The sequence below is a fragment of the Alloacidobacterium dinghuense genome (assembly GCF_014274465.1).
Lineage (GTDB): Bacteria > Acidobacteriota > Terriglobia > Terriglobales > Acidobacteriaceae > Alloacidobacterium > Alloacidobacterium dinghuense.
Genome location: NZ_CP060394.1, coordinates 4084388 through 4100048 on the forward strand (window position 1 = coordinate 4084388; position 15661 = coordinate 4100048).

Annotated in this window: 17 protein-coding genes; 8 read left to right on the plus strand and 9 right to left on the minus strand. The window is 54.3% G+C overall.

Annotated features, from left to right (window positions below):
• Nucleotides 1–126 precede the first annotated feature (126 nt).
• Nucleotides 127–1296, plus strand: a complete 1170-nt coding sequence (locus H7849_RS16855) for a DegT/DnrJ/EryC1/StrS family aminotransferase (protein ID WP_186740888.1) — start codon at nt 127–129, stop codon at nt 1294–1296.
• A gap of 41 nt (nt 1297–1337) precedes the next feature.
• Here H7849_RS16855 and H7849_RS16860 read toward each other — a convergent pair whose 3' ends face one another.
• The 7 genes from H7849_RS16860 to H7849_RS16890 all read right to left on the minus strand — a co-directional run bounded on the left by H7849_RS16860 (nt 1338) and on the right by H7849_RS16890 (nt 7671).
• Complete coding sequence (locus H7849_RS16860) at nt 1338–2327, minus strand: GDP-L-fucose synthase family protein (protein ID WP_251106325.1); 990 nt, start codon at nt 2325–2327, stop codon at nt 1338–1340.
• Complete coding sequence (gene gmd / locus H7849_RS16865) at nt 2320–3402, minus strand: GDP-mannose 4,6-dehydratase (RefSeq protein ID WP_222439674.1); 1083 nt, start codon at nt 3400–3402, stop codon at nt 2320–2322. The genes H7849_RS16860 and gmd overlap by 8 nt, the downstream gene beginning before the upstream one ends.
• Nucleotides 3403–3721: 319 nt before the next feature.
• Nucleotides 3722–4273 (minus strand): porin family protein, encoded by a 552-nt coding sequence (locus tag H7849_RS16870; RefSeq protein WP_186740889.1) that lies wholly within the window; start codon nt 4271–4273, stop codon nt 3722–3724.
• Between the two features lie 1591 nt (nt 4274–5864).
• Nucleotides 5865–6554, minus strand: a complete 690-nt coding sequence (locus H7849_RS16875) for a phosphatase PAP2 family protein (protein ID WP_186740890.1) — start codon at nt 6552–6554, stop codon at nt 5865–5867.
• A gap of 197 nt (nt 6555–6751) precedes the next feature.
• Entirely contained in the window at nt 6752–6982 is a 231-nt protein-coding gene (locus H7849_RS16880; protein ID WP_186740892.1) for a hypothetical protein, read from the minus strand.
• Nucleotides 6983–7135: 153 nt separating this feature from the next.
• Nucleotides 7136–7495: a VOC family protein gene (locus H7849_RS16885; RefSeq protein WP_186740894.1), complete on the minus strand. Its 360-nt coding sequence runs from the start codon at nt 7493–7495 to the stop codon at nt 7136–7138.
• A gap of 2 nt (nt 7496–7497) precedes the next feature.
• The gene (locus H7849_RS16890) at nt 7498–7671 is read right to left on the minus strand and encodes a hypothetical protein (RefSeq protein ID WP_186740896.1); all 174 of its coding nucleotides are present in this window, start codon (nt 7669–7671) and stop codon (nt 7498–7500) included.
• An 89-nt stretch (nt 7672–7760) separates the two neighbouring features.
• Here H7849_RS16890 and H7849_RS16895 point away from each other — a divergent pair, with 89 nt between their 5' ends.
• The 3 genes from H7849_RS16895 (at nt 7761) to H7849_RS16900 (ending at nt 10781) form a co-directional block, all read left to right on the plus strand.
• On the plus strand, nt 7761–8042 hold the full coding sequence (locus H7849_RS16895; protein WP_186740897.1) for a hypothetical protein: 282 nt from the start codon (nt 7761–7763) through the stop codon (nt 8040–8042).
• A gap of 19 nt (nt 8043–8061) precedes the next feature.
• Nucleotides 8062–8583 carry a glycosyl hydrolase gene (locus tag H7849_RS26925; protein ID WP_251106326.1) on the plus strand — a complete coding sequence of 174 codons (522 nt, stop codon included), beginning with the start codon at nt 8062–8064 and terminating at the stop codon, nt 8581–8583.
• Nucleotides 8584–8726: 143 nt separating this feature from the next.
• Nucleotides 8727–10781 (plus strand): glycosyl hydrolase, encoded by a 2055-nt coding sequence (locus H7849_RS16900; RefSeq protein WP_251106822.1) that lies wholly within the window; start codon nt 8727–8729, stop codon nt 10779–10781.
• Here H7849_RS16900 and H7849_RS16905 read toward each other — a convergent pair.
• Both H7849_RS16905 and H7849_RS16910 read right to left on the minus strand, forming a co-directional pair.
• Entirely contained in the window at nt 10778–11338 is a 561-nt protein-coding gene (locus H7849_RS16905; RefSeq protein ID WP_186740899.1) for a KdsC family phosphatase, read from the minus strand. The genes H7849_RS16900 and H7849_RS16905 overlap by 4 nt on opposite strands.
• Before the next feature lie 21 nt (nt 11339–11359).
• Nucleotides 11360–12712 (minus strand): M20/M25/M40 family metallo-hydrolase, encoded by a 1353-nt coding sequence (locus H7849_RS16910; RefSeq protein ID WP_222439675.1) that lies wholly within the window; start codon nt 12710–12712, stop codon nt 11360–11362.
• A gap of 177 nt (nt 12713–12889) precedes the next feature.
• Here H7849_RS16910 and H7849_RS16915 point away from each other — a divergent pair, with 177 nt between their 5' ends.
• The 4 genes from H7849_RS16915 (at nt 12890) to H7849_RS16930 (ending at nt 15644) form a co-directional block, all read left to right on the plus strand.
• On the plus strand, nt 12890–13660 hold the full coding sequence (locus H7849_RS16915; RefSeq protein ID WP_186740901.1) for an electron transfer flavoprotein subunit beta/FixA family protein: 771 nt from the start codon (nt 12890–12892) through the stop codon (nt 13658–13660).
• Nucleotides 13661–13696: 36 nt separating this feature from the next.
• The gene (locus tag H7849_RS16920; RefSeq protein WP_186740903.1) at nt 13697–13981 is read left to right on the plus strand and encodes a hypothetical protein; all 285 of its coding nucleotides are present in this window, start codon (nt 13697–13699) and stop codon (nt 13979–13981) included.
• A 105-nt stretch (nt 13982–14086) separates the two neighbouring features.
• The gene (locus H7849_RS16925; RefSeq protein WP_186740905.1) at nt 14087–15070 is read left to right on the plus strand and encodes an electron transfer flavoprotein subunit alpha/FixB family protein; all 984 of its coding nucleotides are present in this window, start codon (nt 14087–14089) and stop codon (nt 15068–15070) included.
• Nucleotides 15063–15644: a hypothetical protein gene (locus tag H7849_RS16930; protein WP_186740907.1), complete on the plus strand. Its 582-nt coding sequence runs from the start codon at nt 15063–15065 to the stop codon at nt 15642–15644. The genes H7849_RS16925 and H7849_RS16930 overlap by 8 nt, the downstream gene beginning before the upstream one ends.
• Nucleotides 15645–15661: the final 17 nt, after the last annotated feature.

Sequence of the window (15661 nt, forward strand, 5' to 3'; positions counted from 1 at the left end):
TCAGGACGAATGATTGCCAAAACATTAGTTATGATGTTGGTTCAGGCTGATTGTATTCGACACAACATGAAATCTGGCCTGTGGTGCTTTCGACATGTTATATGGTTGTTTTGGGTGTGATATCAGATGACAGAAGTGCAAGAACAGGTTATTCCGTTTCATTCCGCTGATGTGGGCGAACAGGAGGCGCAGGCGGCTGCTGACGTCGTTCGCTCCGGTTGGCTCACTATGGGTGCAAAGACTATCGAATTTGAGCAGAAATTTGCATCGTATGTCGGTGCGAAGCATGCCGTCGGGGTTAACTCTTGTACGGCAGGTTTGCACCTGGCTTTGGATGCCATTGGACTAAGAGAGGGGGATGAGGTTCTGGTCCCTACAACGACATTCACCGCTTCCGCGGAGGTCGTTGTTTATTTCAAGGCAAAGCCGGTGTTGGTCGACATCGATCCGGAGACCCTTTGCATAGATCCGATCGACGCAGAACGGCGAATCACGAGCAAGACTCGGGCAATTATTCCGGTGCACTTTTCTGGTCAGCCATGTGACATGGATGCAATTCGAGATCTGGCAACTCGCTATAATTTGCGCGTGATCGAAGACGCCGCGCACTCGCTGCCGGCATCTTATCGCGGAGTTCCAGTCGGCGCGATTAGTGAACTCACAGCCTTTAGCTTTTATGCCACTAAGACTTTAACAACTGGAGAAGGCGGCATGGTCACTACGGACAACGAAGATCTGGCTAATCGTATGCGTATCATGCGGCTTCACGGCATTGGTCGCGATGCATGGAAACGCTATAGCGCGGAGGGTTCCTGGTACTATGAGGTGTTGGATAGCGGGTTCAAATACAATTTAACTGATATCCAATCGGCTATCGGACTTGTTCAACTCGATAAGTGCGATGAAATGCGGATAGCTCGCGAAAGAATTGCGCGTCTCTATAGTAAGGAATTTGCGACTGAACCCTCCCTGCAGGTCCCCACCGTTCGCAGCGAGTGTGATTCGTCGTGGCATCTGTATGTGCTACGCCTGAATTTGGAACAACTCTCCATAACACGTTCTGAGATGATTGAAAAACTCCGCGGGCGCGGGATAGGCTGCAGCGTTCACTTCATTCCATTACACATGCACCCTTTTTATAAACAAACTTATGGATACAGCGCAGACAATTTTCCGGTCGCGACTCAAGAATATGCGCGTTATTTCTCGCTGCCTATTTTTCCAACAATGTCCTCAACACAAATCGACTATGTGATCGAAAATGTCGTTGATATTTTGAAATCCTCCGCCCGATAGACCTCGACCACCTTGATAGGACAAAAAGCACTCATTGATTCTTATTCTGCAGTGTCGGATCGCCCACGTCTTAAGAAATCATCGTAGGCTAATCGAATTCCTTCTTGAAGTTGTATCTTAGGCCGCCATCCAAACGAAAACAGCCTAGTTGAATCTAGTAGCTTACGCGGTGTTCCATCGGGCATGCTTGTATCAAATATGATTCTGCCTTGGAACCCGAGTTCCTTAGCCATCGTGTGTGCCAGTTCACGAATTGTGATGTCACTGCCAAAACCAATATTAATCATTGGCGGCTCGACTTCATTGGCAGCGAGCCTGTCGAATTCAGCTTGTGGCATATTCATTAGGTAAACACAAGCATCAGCCATATCATCGCTGCAGAGAAATTCTCGTAGAGGATTGCCTGTTCCCCAGACGCTGAGTTGATCTTCACCACGCTCCATTGCTTCATGCAATTTACGTATCAGCGCCGCGAAGACATGTGAAGTCTGCGGATCATAGTTGTCACCCAAGCCATAGAGATTCGTGGGCATTGCCGCAAGATAGTGGGTTCCATATTGTCGATTGAAGGAACGGCACATCTCAATGCCCGCTATCTTTGCGACTGAGTAGGCTCTATTTGTAAACTCAAGTGGCCCCGTCAGCAGATACTCTTCACGTAAGGGTTGTGGAGCAAGCTTAGGATAAATACAGCTGGACCCCAAGAACAGAAGACGCTTTACGCCAGAGCGATATGACTCCTCGATTATATTGTTCTGAATGCGAAGGTTTTGAGATATGAAATCTGCCGGGGAATCGCGATTTGCTAGAATACCGCCAACCTTCGCTGCAGCCAAAAACACATACTCCGGCCTAGTTTCCTGGAAACATGCGCGAACCGCCCTGATATCGAATAAATCCAATTCTTGCCGGTTACGCAGTAGTATATTTTTGTAGCCCAAAGCTTGCAGGCGCCGCATGATAGCTGAGCCCGCTAAACCGCGATGCCCAGTTACAAAAATAGGAGCACCAAAATCCATTGCATTACTCATGATGTTCGAGGACTCTATAGCCACTGTTACGGACCAGAGCATCGCGCTCGGCAGCTTCAAGGTCGGAATTCACCATCTCGGTTACCAATTCTTCAAAAGAAGTTCGGGGTTGCCAACCTAACTTCTGACGAGCCTTCGCAGCATTACCGAGCAGCGTATCGACCTCCGTCGGACGGAAATAGCGCGGATCAACGGCGACAATGCACTTACCACTTGTGTCATAGCCTCGCTCTTCAACGCCCCGCCCTCGCCAGGTAATCTGAATGCCTAACTTGCTTGCTGCCATAGTGGCAAAATCACGAACACTATGTTGTTCTCCGGTTGCTATCACATAGTCGTCGGGGGATTGCTGCTGAAGCATAAGCCACTGCATTTCGGCGTAGTCGCGGGCATGCCCCCAGTCGCGTTTCGCGTCGAGGTTGCCGAGAAAAACTGTGTCCAGCGATCCTACCTTGATGCGAGCCAGTCCTCGTGTGACTTTGCGCGTGACAAATGTCTCGCCGCGGACTGGCGACTCATGATTGAACAAGATACCATTGCATGCATAAATTCCATATGCCTCACGGTAGTTTACGGTAATCCAATAGGCATACAGCTTGGCGACCGCATATGGGGAGCGCGGGTAAAATGGCGTTGATTCCGATTGCGGCACCTCCTGCACTTTTCCATAGAGTTCGGAGGTAGAGGCCTGATAAAAACGCGTCTTCGCAGCAAGGCCAAGAATCCGGATCGCCTCTAGTATTCGGAGTGTGCCAATCCCATCAGCGTCGGCCGTGTATTCCGGCTCCTCAAACGAGACTGCAACATGGCTCTGTGCAGCAAGATTGTAGATTTCGTCCGGCTGCACGTCCTGAATGACACGCTGAAGGCTGCTCGTATCAGTCATGTCGCCGTAGTGCAAGATGAACCGGCGGTTCCGGTCATGTGGATCTTGATAGAGATGATCAATTCGATCGGTATTAAAAAGCGAACTACGACGCTTGATTCCGTGTACTTCGTATCCCTTTGATAAGAGCAGTCCAGCAAGATATGAGCCATCTTGCCCAGTAACACCGGTGATTAAAGCCTTTTTCATGATGCAGTGCGCACCTCAAGTGCTAATTGAATCGGCATGAATACTGACGGCGAGTATAAGTGATGTAAGATTTTCACTCGTACTGCAGAGCTATTCAACATGCCATAGAGATCATAGTTCACATTTAAACTCAGAATACACGGAATGGCCTCACACAAGGGCACGCGACTCCGTAGCGAATTGCAAGGGTTGCAGTCCCACAACTATGGCATAGAGGTCCCTATGGTTAAGATCCTTTTGTGACGAGAATGCTTCAAGAGTGCTGGGAGCGTTGGCTTTGATGGCATACTATTCTGGTGTAGAAATCTGGACTTAGACCCTAGAACCGATAGTTTGCCCCGACGGTAAAACCATAGGGAGTCAAGCCATTGGGCTTCCATCCAGGCCACCACTGATATTGATATTCACCCCGCAGATAAACATGCGGTGTAAGTTTGTAATCGGAACCACCGCCAAGAGCCCAGTAAAAAAAGGTATCGTGGGTATAGTGAGGACTTGTACGACCGGGCGGGAAATCAATACTCCCTAGACCTGTAATCAGTTTAGCGTATGGAACAAATCGCCCAATATGTGCAATTCTAACCCGCGGGCCACCTCCTATTGTATCCTCGCGAAGATTGCCAGTGACATTCCACTGAACCGTGCGTCCTTCAACCTCTACTCCGATCCACCTGCGGAAATCTAAGTCCCCATATGCGGCAACTCCATACATCCACTGAGGAGCATAGTCCGTCTTGAATGGGGAAAAACCCGCTCCAAGAGCTAGCCTAAAAGTGCTACCCCCTGTTTGAGCCGGAGCAACTTGCGCCCGCATTATGACCGGAGAAAGCATGAATAACATCACTAAGAATGCAAGCTCCATTTTTTTCATCAAACACTCCTTGAGCAGAACCTACTGTCTGGATGTGGAAATGACAAGCTCTCGATTGAGGCATTTGGAGAATTTTTGATGTAATAGTTCTCTCTCTTTCCCCGGGCACAATAACAAGAAAACAACATTATCCAAAAATAACAAACATCTAAGAAATTATCGTCGGTCACCCGCCAGTTCGCAGATCCCGAACCAAGAGTAGATAACTCACGGGATTGCCCAGTAGCGAATATTTTCAATAACATGTTTGCCAAGGCCAGATCTTGAACGATGTGTCGTGCTCGATGTTTTAGAAACATTGTCCAAAGGTTATACGGCAGCTTTTTATCGAGCAAGACTTTTCCGCAGTTAACCCTTTATGCGGCAGTTACGATCGCGTGGACTGCATGACCAATTCGATGGCGTTTCGCCCAACAATCCAGAAGACGGTTTATACCCTCCAGTTGGGGCGTACCAAGTCTTGCTTAGAAACGGCTTGGGTGACAGCCTTAACCCCATAACAGTCGTCGATCCTCAGTTCCTTTGGGACCTTTTTGAATTCATATCTGCCTATTGATGGGAATGGCCTTTTCACCAAGGGTTGATCCCAAACAACAAACAGGTAGAATTATGGAGCGGTCCCGGAAGGAGTAAAGACAAGCCGCGACTTTGGGGATTTTGGCTTTCAGTCCCCGATTCCAACCGCAGATGCAACACCGCGCGACTCAGAAGCGATTGTGCCTTCCGATGGCTAATTCTCCAACCTCAGGGTAGACCATTCCATCTGGCCCGGCTGAGGCGGCCAAAAGAAGAAACTGGATCCTCCACCCGAACGCTTACGCGACGCACTCTTTCTTCACGCTCAGTTCCGAGTGCAGCGCCAAGCGTCTGTTTTCAACCCGGTGTCGGCTAGCAGTGAATGCCGAAGGAACCTCTAGTCCAGACCATGGACACTAAGACAGTGGGCAATACGCCGCAAAAGAAACCCGACTCGGCAGCTCCTGATTCACGCCTCGCTATTGCGAACAGTTCAGGAGCTGTTGCGAGTGCAATGCAGGAAGCGAAATCAGCAGATTTGAAAACGAATGGTGCAAGCTTAGTGGATTGTTGACACAAATCCAACCTCTGTATGTGGCGAGTCATCCGCAGCGATCAAAAGATGATGAATATTCAAAAGAGCTGCACGAGTTGGAGAACCAATGCCTACAAAAGTCCCGCAAAAATGAGGGAACTGATGCACCAAACTCCGGACATGGAGACTCGGATAACGCTTCTTGAAATGGCGGAAGAGGAGCCCCAGCTCCAGCCCCAGCAGCATCCTAAACAGCATTCGAACCACGGAACCGAGAGAAGCCGATCAGACTTAAATCGTTCAAGACCTGATGCGGACGATATCATCGATCAACTTTGGGAGAGCCTCTCCCGGTCCACAAAAGAACCAACACACTGGTGCATTGTGTCACCTTATACCAGTAGTTATAGGTGGGGTCAGTGGTTGGGCTGCCATCAATTGCGCTGGAATATTGAAGATTTGAGCAGGCATCACGCGAGACATTCTGACACCGCCCGTCGCATTGCTGGCGTTGGCAGCAGTCTGCGACATGACATGGCACTAATGGCGGCCTAAATTGATATCCACTTGCACGCCTTTGCCGTTGACTGTATTTACAGCCGATATCGAGAATAGGCCGGCCTGCCTTGATCGATGGCGGAAAACGTAGTCGCCGATCAAATATCCAAAAGTGCTGCCTACGATGACGTCTGAGGGAAAGTGTTCCCGGGACAGAACGCGCGATACGGATACAGCAGTCGCCAACGAATAGACGGCTATCTTGGTGCCAGGCGCGTTGTATTGACCAGCGATCACGCGCGCAAAGGACCACATGATCATGCAATGGTTCGATGGCATCGATTGGCCGTCTGGCCAGGTTGAGGGGCCGTGGGGCCAGAATCTTCCGGTTCCATCGCCTTGATAGGGACGCTGGCGGTTGATGGCATACTTCAAGCCCTCATTCAGGATAATGGCGTCGAGAGTGGCTTCTCCGGCGAGGACGGAGGATTCCTGAAGATAGTCGTCATGCTTCGCCATACCAACCAGGTATCCGACCACTGGAGCAGCGGAGGCGCCATAGGTCGTGTAGTCCGAGAACTTTTTGAACTTGTCCTCGCGGCTTGGATTCACACCGAGATCGCGCATGAGGTGAGCGTCGTAGTCGATGGCAAATCCGGTTGCAACGCCGAAGGGCGCGATCCAGAACAGATCTTTTCCGCTGATGCGGAACGGACTGGTGACGATTCCCATCTCGTCCTGCGCGACGTGAACGATGCAGGGTTTAACGGAGTGAATCGTGCATTCATCACTAGGCGCGGCTTGCGCCAGGACTCGGCATACACAGAAAAGATATAGGAGAAATGCGATCAGCCTCGGAAACATACACCAATGGTCAGCGTATCATGCATAAGCTGAAGATTTCCTTAAGCTGTGTGCTCTTCGAACTATCAGGCCGCGGGCGTGATGGAGAGTGCCTCAATGAGCGGCAACGGCTTCAGTTCTGGCGTCTTCACTTCGAGAAAGTTTCCGGCAGCCAGATCTGTAAGCACTCTATTTGCGGTATCTTCCGTGCGAGTGGAAATAATGTGCAGGCGCCTTACTGCGCGAATGGTGATTGTAGCCAGCAGAAAACGGTTCTCGACCTTTACGGCCGCTGAGTAGACCAGCTGAGAGCGCATATTGCCTCATTTCGCGAAGAGCGTTTGCCTCGGGTCAAGCGGCCGCTCGGAAACAGGGGCAGCCAGATGAAGGAAGAAGGGCGAACTGCCCTATTTCCTCAGCATACGCGTGCCTTTCTCTTTTACCTAACGAATTCTTTCGTTTGCGCTTTCTTAGGCAGGAGGCTGCCACAGCTCTGCACGGTTGCCTTCTGGATCATTGAACCAGCCGAAGCGGCCGTACTCGGTGTCTTCGCGTTTTGCATCGACACTGATTCCGGCAGCGATGAGCGCGTCGAGCACGGCATCAAGATCGTCGACTTGAAAATTGAGCATGGCGGGTTGCTGCGTGGGCCAGTAGGCGTCGTCCCGAGTGAAGAAGGAAACGACGGTGTAAGCCTGCTGCTCCTTTGCTGGAAAGATGAAGCAGCCCCCGTTGGGTTTGAGCCCGAGATGCGCTTCGTACCACGCGTAGAGCGCCTTTGGATCGCGGGCTCGTACGAAGACACCACCTAAACCTATTGCCTTTGCCATGCTTAATCCTCGCTGCTGAGAATTTCTCCAAGTGTAGGTTTGTATTTCGTTTTGCGGCGCTCTTCGCGTGGTGCGTCTTCGATGACGCGCTCTGCCTTTGGCTGGCCGACGCGCTCGCGCGCATTGGCCTTGACGGCTTTGACCGCGGAGAACTTCTTTGGCTTCTTTTTTACCATAGTGTCCCGTTGTTGCTGGTGGAGTAAATGATTTCCTGACGTCCGACCAGTATGAAATACTTTCGTGGTCGATGTGGAGGTGTTTTGCTATGGAAGAACGCGACTTTTTCAATGAGCAGAATGAACAGCGCAGCCATATGCTTACCTGTCCGCATTGCGGCAAGGCAGACGAGTATCAGCTTGCGTGGCTGGTAAGGCGCAAGCGCAACGGGCTGCCTCGACATGCAGACGAGCGCGACCGCGCGCGCTTTGCCAAGGCGCAGTCCTATATGGTCCGAAAAGACGATATGGTGGCGTGCAAGAATATTCGCTGCCGTAAGCGGTTCGAGGTGGCGGGCGTGCAGTCGGTTGCGTTTCTTCAGTCTGCTTGATTAAAAGCCGGAGCGCGCTTTGACGAATCGCCGCTGGAAGTGCGTGCTGCTGCTAATCGCTATCCTGTGTGTTTCGTGTTGCCACGCGCAGTCTGATTCCCTTGCTTCTCTGTGGCAGAACTTTGTCCATCCGCCGAACGATGCGCGCATCATGATGCGGTGGTGGTGGTTCGGGCCTGCGGTGGAAGATGGCGAGCTCGAGCGCGAGCTGCGCACGATGAAAGCCGGTGGTATTGGCGGGATTGAGATTCAGCCGGTATATGCGCTCACGCTGGATGATCCGGCGAAAGGGATCCGCAATACGCCGTATCTCTCCGATGATTTTCTGCAGTCTGTAAGTTTCGCCAACAAGACGGCACGCGAGCTTGGGATGCGCGTAAGCATCACGCTGGGAAGCGGGTGGCCTTATGGCGGACCGCATGTTCCTGTGACGCAGGCTGCCGGGAAGCTGCGGCTGGCTACCGCGCCGCTGCCTGCGGGCGCGGACCGCGTGGCGTTGCTGCTCTCGAAAATGGCGAGGCGCTGCTGGCGGCTTTTGTAGTTGCGGGTACGGCGGCGAGCTACGATCCGGAGTCGGCAAAACGGTTGGCGTTGCCTTCGGCTGGCGAGGGTGCCTTGTTCGTGCCTACGGGCGATGCGGAGCGGGTGGTTCTGTACTTTATCAGCAGCAGAACGGGGCAGCAGGTGAAGCGGGCGGCGGTTGGGGCTGAGGGATTTGTGCTCGATCACTTTGACCGAGCGGCGATTGAGAATCACCTTCATTACGCAGGCGAGAAGCTGCTGCAAGCCCTTGGCGGCGAGCCGCCTTCGTCTGTCTTCAGCGACAGTTTGGAAGTCTATGACTCGGACTGGACGCCGAAATTCCTGAGCGAATTTGAGAAGCGGCGCGGATACGATCTGACGCCACATCTGCCAGAGCTGTTTGCTGGAAGCGACGAGCTGACAAAGAGTGTGCGGCATGACTGGGGCGAAACGCTCGGCGAGCTTGTAGACGAGAACTATCTGGAGCCGCTGACGGAGTGGGCGCACGCGCATCACACGCTGTTTCGCTCACAGACGTATGGTGAGCCGGCGGTTACGTTGTCGAGCAATGCGCTGGTGGATCTGCCTGAGGGCGAAGGTCCGCAGTGGCGTAGTTTTTCCTATACACGGTGGGCTACGTCGGCAAGTCATTTGTATGGGCGTCCTGTGACTTCGGCAGAGAGTTGGACGTGGCTGCACTCGCCGGCATTTCGCGCGGTGCCGCTGGACATGAAGGCGGAGGCGGACCGGTTTTTTCTTGAGGGCGTGAATCAGTTTGTGGGGCATGGGTGGCCCTACTCGCCTGCCTACGCGGGCGAGCCGGGGTACGCATTCTACGCGGCGGCGGTTTTCAATGAGCACAATCCGTGGTGGCCGGTGATGCCGGAGATTGCTGGGTATCTTCAACGGTTGAGTTTCTTGTTGCGGCAGGGTGAACCGGCGAATCAAGTTGCGGTGTACGTGCCGACGGATGATGCGCAGGCCGACTTTACTCCGGGGCATGTTGGGGTGACAGAGTACATGGCTGGTTACATCACGCCGGAACTGTCGGCTAGCATTCTGGATGCTGGATACAACCTTGATTACGTCGACTCCGTAGCAATAGACAAGTTGGGGATTCGGTATCCGGTGCTAGTGCTGCCGCATGTGGACCGGATATCGCTTGCAACGCTCCAGAAGATTGCCGCGTATGTACGAGGGGGCGGGAAGGTGGTTGCGGTGGGGCGCCTGCCGCAGCGCGCTCCGGGGTTGCAGGACGCGAATGATACTTCGAAAGTGGAGGCGCTTTCGCGGAGGCTGTCGCATGAGGCGGGCTGGTTTTTCGCGGCTCATGATGCTGGGGCCGGAGGGTTGCTGAAGAAGGCGGTTGCACCCGATATGCAGCTTGACGCGCCTGCCCCGGAGGTTGGGTTCATCCGGCGGAAATTGCCGGTCGCCGATGTCTATTTCGTTGCGAATACCGGCAATCATGCGGTTTCGATGAAGGCTCACTTTGCTTCGCGATGGACGGGGGCAGAGGAATGGGATGCTTTCTCAGGTAAGGCTTATCGGGCTGACGCGGATTTAAATCTGGCTCCGTATGAGTCGCGGGTGCTCGTTTTTCATGATGGCTCTATTTCGTTGCCTGAGCGTTGGGTTGGTGCAGCGGTCGGCGGTGACACGATCGATTTGAACCACGGCTGGCAGGTTGATTTTCCGGAGTTACATCGTCATGTGAGCATGGCTTCGCTCCGGTCGTGGACGGAGGCTGAAACTACTCGCTACTTCTCGGGACATGCTGTGTATTCGAAGGATTTTGATCTTTCGGTCACGGCGCTGACTTCGGACCGGCATTATTTTCTGGATTTTGGCGAGGGTACGACATTGCCAGCAGATGATCCACGCAAGCCCGGCATGCACGCGCTGTTGGAGGGGCCGATTCGCGAGGTGGCGATGGTTTCCGTCAACGGGCAGAAAGCCGGATCAGTGTGGCGACCGCCTTATCGCGTTGACGTGACGGCGCTCCTGCACCCCGGGAAAAATCATTTGGAGATTGACGTCGCGAATACGGCGATCAATACACTTGCGGGACGCTCTCTGCCGGATTATCGGTTGCTGAATCTGCGGTACGGACAGAAATTTAGCCCGCAGGATATGGAGCATCTGGAGCCACTGCCTTCCGGGATCCTTGGACCTGTTCGCCTTGTGCCGGAAACAACCGTCGGCTCATCGCGCTAGGCCAGCGCTTTCGGAACCGCTTCTTCCCATCGGCCCTGGGACTTCAGGATGAGTTCGATTACTTCTCGTGCCGCGCCCTCTCCCCCGCGGGCTGTGGTGATGAAGTGGCAGGCAGCTTTCAGCTCTACGGCTGCATCGGCGACAGCTACTGCGAGTCCTGCGCGTACTGCGAGCGGGAGGTCGGGGAGGTCGTCGCCCATGTAGGCGGTTTCTTCTTCTGTGACTCCAGCCTTCTGCATGCACTCTTCGAATGCGGCCTTCTTGGTCGCCTGGCCGAGATAGACGTAGTCCACATGAACCTCGTGGGCACGCTGCTGCACGGCGGGCGACTTGCGTCCTGTGATGAAGCCGGTTTTGAGGCCCATGATGTGAGCGAGCGTCAACCCTGCGCCGTCTTTGGCGTTGAAGACTTTCATCTCGAGAATCTCGCCGCCGCCGGGAGGTGAGATGAGGCAGACACCGCCGTTGGTGAGGGTGCCGTCCACGTCCATGAGAAAGAGCTTGATTTTTTTGGCTCGATCGAGGACCGCTTCGGAGAATTGCGTATTGTCTGGCATGGGCTTGATTTTATCTCGCGTTTATTGCGGGGACGTTGCGGGGTAGAGCGACTTCAGGTCGGCGTTTGCATCGACTTTGCTGAGGCGGTACATGAGCAGGGCAGCGCGCTCGGTATTGATGGGCTGCGCGGACAAGTCAACCGTTTCGCCGGGGGCATGCGCGCCTTCTCCGGTGGCTCCGATGCCGGCTAGACCGGGCAGCGTGTCGGCCACGAAGGCGATATCGCCTGCGCCACGCTTCATTGGATCGAGTTCGGGCATTTCGGGGAAATCGAGGCTCTTGTTGGCTTCGTTGAGCATGCGAAGCAGCGCACGACTTTCTTCAGTAGGCGCCATGGCGGGGTAGCCTTCGCCGAATTCGATGGTCGCGTTGGTTTTGGGCAGGTGCTGGGCGACGATGGCTTTCATCTTCGCTTCAACGCGATCAGACTGCTCGTTCGAGATGGTGCGGATGTCGCCGCTGACGTACGCCGTGGGCGCGATGATGTTGTCCTTGCCAGTGGCGCTGCCTGAGATGCCTTCGGAATCGACGCTGACGCTGGTTCCGCCGAGGATGAGGCCGACGTTGTAGGTGAGGTATTTTTCGGGGAGCTGCGTGCGGAAGGCGTCGAGGATGCGGGCAACTTCATAGATGGCTCCGTCGCCTTTGCTCTCCGAGAAGATTCCCGACGAGTGCCCGGTTTCGCCGGTGGCTTTGATACGCCAGGTGATGGAGCTGCGGCGGCTGACGCTGCCATAGAAGACGCCATTGACGCGCGGAGTGCCCTCGAACTCCAACGCCACGTCGCTGTGTTTGGCGGCGGCGATCATGTCGCGGCGGGAGATCGTGGCAGGTTCACCGTGAGCCTCTTCATCGCCGCTGAGGACGATGGTGATGTCAGTCTGCTTGAGCACTCCAGCGGCCTGCATGGCTTTGAGGGCGTACAGCATGATGACGAGTCCGCCCTTCATGTCGTTGGTGCCGGGGCCCGTGGCGATGTTGCCGTTGCCGGTGCCACTCACCGTGTAGTGCTGGAAGGGACTGTCTTTCTCGAAGACCGTGTCCATATGGCCGATGAGGAGCATGCGTTTGCCGCACTTTCCGGGCGCGGGGCACGGGTGCTCTGCGATCAGGTTGCCGGCGCGCTTGACCTCGTCCATGGGGATCCATTTGGTTTGGAAGCCCAGATCGTCGAGCTGCTCGGTGATGATTTTGCCTATGGCGCGGACGCCTTCGAGGTTGCGAGTGCCGCTGTTGATTTCTACCAGCTTTTTGAGGAGGTCGTTCGAGGCTTGCTCGTTGGCCTGGATGTAGCTCACTATGGCGTGCTCGGGCTCTGAGAGCTGTTGTGTGTGGGCGGGGGCTGTCGGCGCAAGGAGGGGCATAAGCAGCATTGCACAAGACCCAATTTTGATCCGCATGATGGCAGGAGAATAGCAGAAGCGCACTCTGGCACATACATCCTGCAAAGCAGATCCTTCGCTGCGCTCAGGATGACAGCATTTTCCAATCTGGAATTAGATGCCCAAGGACCGACTCACGGTAAATCCGATATACTGACGCGTTCACCTATGAAGATTCTGGTTTGTATCAAGCAGGTTCCGCAGAAGGATGCTCCGCTGAAACTGAACGAGTCCGGGACGTGGATTCGGGAGGAGGTTTCCTACGAAGTCAATGAGCCGGATGCCTATGCGCTGGAAGAGGCGCTGCGGCAGAAGGAAAAGCATGGCGGCGAGGTGGTCGTGATCACGGCTGGTCCGGCGCGGGCGCAGCAGGTGTTGCGCGAGGCGCTGGCCAAGGGCGCGGACCGGGCGATTCATCTGGAAGACGACAAGTTTGTTCAGCTCGATTCGACGAATACGGCGCGCGCGATTGCGGCGGCTGTGGCTGAGGAGAATTTCGACCTGATCGTGACCGGGCTCCAGTCGGATGATTTTGGCGCGGCTCAAACGGGCGTACTGCTGGCGGAGATTCTGGGACTGCCGCACGCGACGATCATTATCGGGATTGAGAAGACGGACTCAGGGTTGCATTTGAAGCGGGAGTTGGAGGCTGGGCATTACCAGTTCATCGATATGCAAACGCCGGCGGTGCTGACGATCCAGAGCGGGATCAACAAGCTGCGCTATGCGAGTTTGATCGGGATCAAGCAGGCAAAAAACAAGCCGTTGCGCAAGATCGCCTGGGCTGACGTAGAGCCGAAGCTAAGCAAGAACCTGCAGCAGATAGAGCGGCTCTACGTTCCCGTGAAGCAGAAAAAGACCGAAATGGTCGAGGGCCCGCCGACGGAAGTGGCACGAAAGATTACCGAGTATCTCAAAAATACCGCCCGCGTGATTTAATCATTGTCATAGATCGTTTCAGGAGATCAGAACACTATGCCGAACATGAACATTCCCGAAGAGGAACGCAACCTGACGCCCGATCAAGTGGAAGCTCTGGACAAGCGCCGTCAGTGGGGACTGACGTATCAGGTAATTGGCGGACAGTTTGCCTTCTTCGCCGTGTTGCTTACATTGTGGTCGGGGCAGGATGCGCAGTATTCACCGGGCGCGATGCATCCAATGCTGTACTACAACATCCTCACTGGGATTCTGGCGGTGGTCTTCGGGCTTTATGGGACGTATCTGAAGCGCGGGCGTCCGGAGTTTTCGAGTCTTTAGTTGAGGAGACCCGCGGGTCCTTCGACTTCGCGCCTCTGGCGCATTCGCTCAGGATGACAAACTTGATTAATACCAGAGGGGAGCTTCGGCTCCCCTGAGGTGTGTATGGCAGACACTATTCTTGTGATTGCGGAGCAGCGCGAAGGCAAGCTGAACCGCGTCTCCTTTGAAACAATTGCGGCTGCGCAGGCTATCTCGAAAGAGACGGGCTGGGCGGTCGAGGTTGTCCTTGCCGGGAGCGGTGTTGGATCGCTCGCGCAGGAGCTGGCTGCGAAGGCTGTGGCTCGGGTGTATGCGCTGGAAGCTCCCGTGCTCGCTGCTTACACTTCTGACGCGTATGTTTTCGCGTTGAAGCACTTCATCGCCGACAAGCAGCCGAAGCTGGTGCTCTTTCCGCATACCTACCAGGTGCGTGATTTTGCGCCCCGGTTGGCGCTGGCGCTTGGCCAGACCCTGATCTCAGACGCGATTGGCTACAAGTACGAGAACGGCAAGCTGCTGTTCACGCGGCAGATGTTTCAGGGGAAATTTGCGGCCGACGTTTCGTTTGGTTCGGATGGACCGTGGCTGGCTACGTTCCAGATTGGAGCGTTTCGTGGAGATCAGGCTGAGGCCGGATCTGCGCCGGTTGAAAATGTAACTTCTGCGGTTGCAGATGGCGCGGCGCGCGTGACTCCACATGAGGTGTTTCAGGAGGCGAAGCAGGCGGTCGATCTTTCGCAGTCGGAGGTCATTGTCGCGGTCGGGCGCGGGATCAAGGAGCAGAAGAATCTTGCGCTCGCCGAAGAGCTGGCGAAAGCGTTGGGCGGCGAGGTTGCGGCTTCGCGTCCGATCTGCGATAACGGCTGGCTTCCGCTGGAGCGGCAGATTGGCTCATCCGGGCAGACGGTGGCTCCGAAGCTCTATGTGGCGCTGGGGATCAGCGGGGCGATTCAGCACATAGTTGGCATGAAAGGCTCGCGCACGATTGTTGCGGTGAACAAGGACCCTGAGGCTCCGATCTTTGAGATTGCGGATGTGGGCGTGGTTGGGAATCTGTTTGATGTGGTGCCTGCGCTGACGGAGGAGATTAAGAAGGCAAATGCGTAAGCAACTATCGACTAATTCTGTTATGAACGAACTCACGGTTGAAAAAAGATCAAGATCACTACTCAAATTCGTCCTTCTCATTGTTCTTGCTGGCTGTCCACTTCTTCTGGTCGAGTTTGTTCTGTACGTTGGGCTAACTTTTACCGCGCCTACAAATATCGGCATCTGGCTTCGTGTATTTCTCCTTTTTGGATGTTTGCTTGACCTACCCGCCCTTGTTTTAGCTATAGTTTGGCAACGCGGTGCTGGTTACTGGTTGGCTGGTAATGCCATCATTAGCTGGCTTATCTATTTAGCTTTTCAAGCGCAGACGCTCTTCAGCGGGAATTCGACCTATCATCCACCGTTGTCGAGTCTACTCAAAACAGAACTGGCTTTTCAGTGGAAAGCAGTTCTGTTTTGGGGGCTGAAACTAATATGTGCATCCTGTTTGTTGATCATTTCTCGATCTAGTGTCGATGCACCTTCAGAGCGGATCAAATCATTCACGAGAATCGCAAGGCCAATTGCTTGGATGCTTGTTGGCGGCTACTCTGTTTGCGCTGTTTTGCTTCTGTTTAGTTGGTACTTGTGAGAATCGCGCTCGATGCT

Coding starts and splice junctions, on each gene's coding strand:
- H7849_RS16855 (WP_186740888.1), top strand. CDS start 127: ATGACAGAAGTGCAAGAACAGGTTATTCCGTTTCATTCCGCTGATGTG.
- H7849_RS16860 (WP_251106325.1), bottom strand. CDS start 2,327: ATGAGTAATGCAATGGATTTTGGTGCTCCTATTTTTGTAACTGGGCAT.
- gmd (WP_222439674.1), bottom strand. CDS start 3,402: ATGAAAAAGGCTTTAATCACCGGTGTTACTGGGCAAGATGGCTCATAT.
- H7849_RS16870 (WP_186740889.1), bottom strand. CDS start 4,273: ATGAAAAAAATGGAGCTTGCATTCTTAGTGATGTTATTCATGCTTTCT.
- H7849_RS16875 (WP_186740890.1), bottom strand. CDS start 6,554: ATGGGAATCGTCACCAGTCCGTTCCGCATCAGCGGAAAAGATCTGTTC.
- H7849_RS16880 (WP_186740892.1), bottom strand. CDS start 6,982: ATGCGCTCTCAGCTGGTCTACTCAGCGGCCGTAAAGGTCGAGAACCGT.
- H7849_RS16885 (WP_186740894.1), bottom strand. CDS start 7,495: ATGGCAAAGGCAATAGGTTTAGGTGGTGTCTTCGTACGAGCCCGCGAT.
- H7849_RS16890 (WP_186740896.1), bottom strand. CDS start 7,671: ATGGTAAAAAAGAAGCCAAAGAAGTTCTCCGCGGTCAAAGCCGTCAAG.
- H7849_RS16895 (WP_186740897.1), top strand. CDS start 7,761: ATGGAAGAACGCGACTTTTTCAATGAGCAGAATGAACAGCGCAGCCAT.
- H7849_RS16905 (WP_186740899.1), bottom strand. CDS start 11,338: ATGCCAGACAATACGCAATTCTCCGAAGCGGTCCTCGATCGAGCCAAA.
- H7849_RS16910 (WP_222439675.1), bottom strand. CDS start 12,712: ATGCTGCTTATGCCCCTCCTTGCGCCGACAGCCCCCGCCCACACACAA.
- H7849_RS16915 (WP_186740901.1), top strand. CDS start 12,890: ATGAAGATTCTGGTTTGTATCAAGCAGGTTCCGCAGAAGGATGCTCCG.
- H7849_RS16920 (WP_186740903.1), top strand. CDS start 13,697: ATGCCGAACATGAACATTCCCGAAGAGGAACGCAACCTGACGCCCGAT.
- H7849_RS16925 (WP_186740905.1), top strand. CDS start 14,087: ATGGCAGACACTATTCTTGTGATTGCGGAGCAGCGCGAAGGCAAGCTG.
- H7849_RS16930 (WP_186740907.1), top strand. CDS start 15,063: ATGCGTAAGCAACTATCGACTAATTCTGTTATGAACGAACTCACGGTT.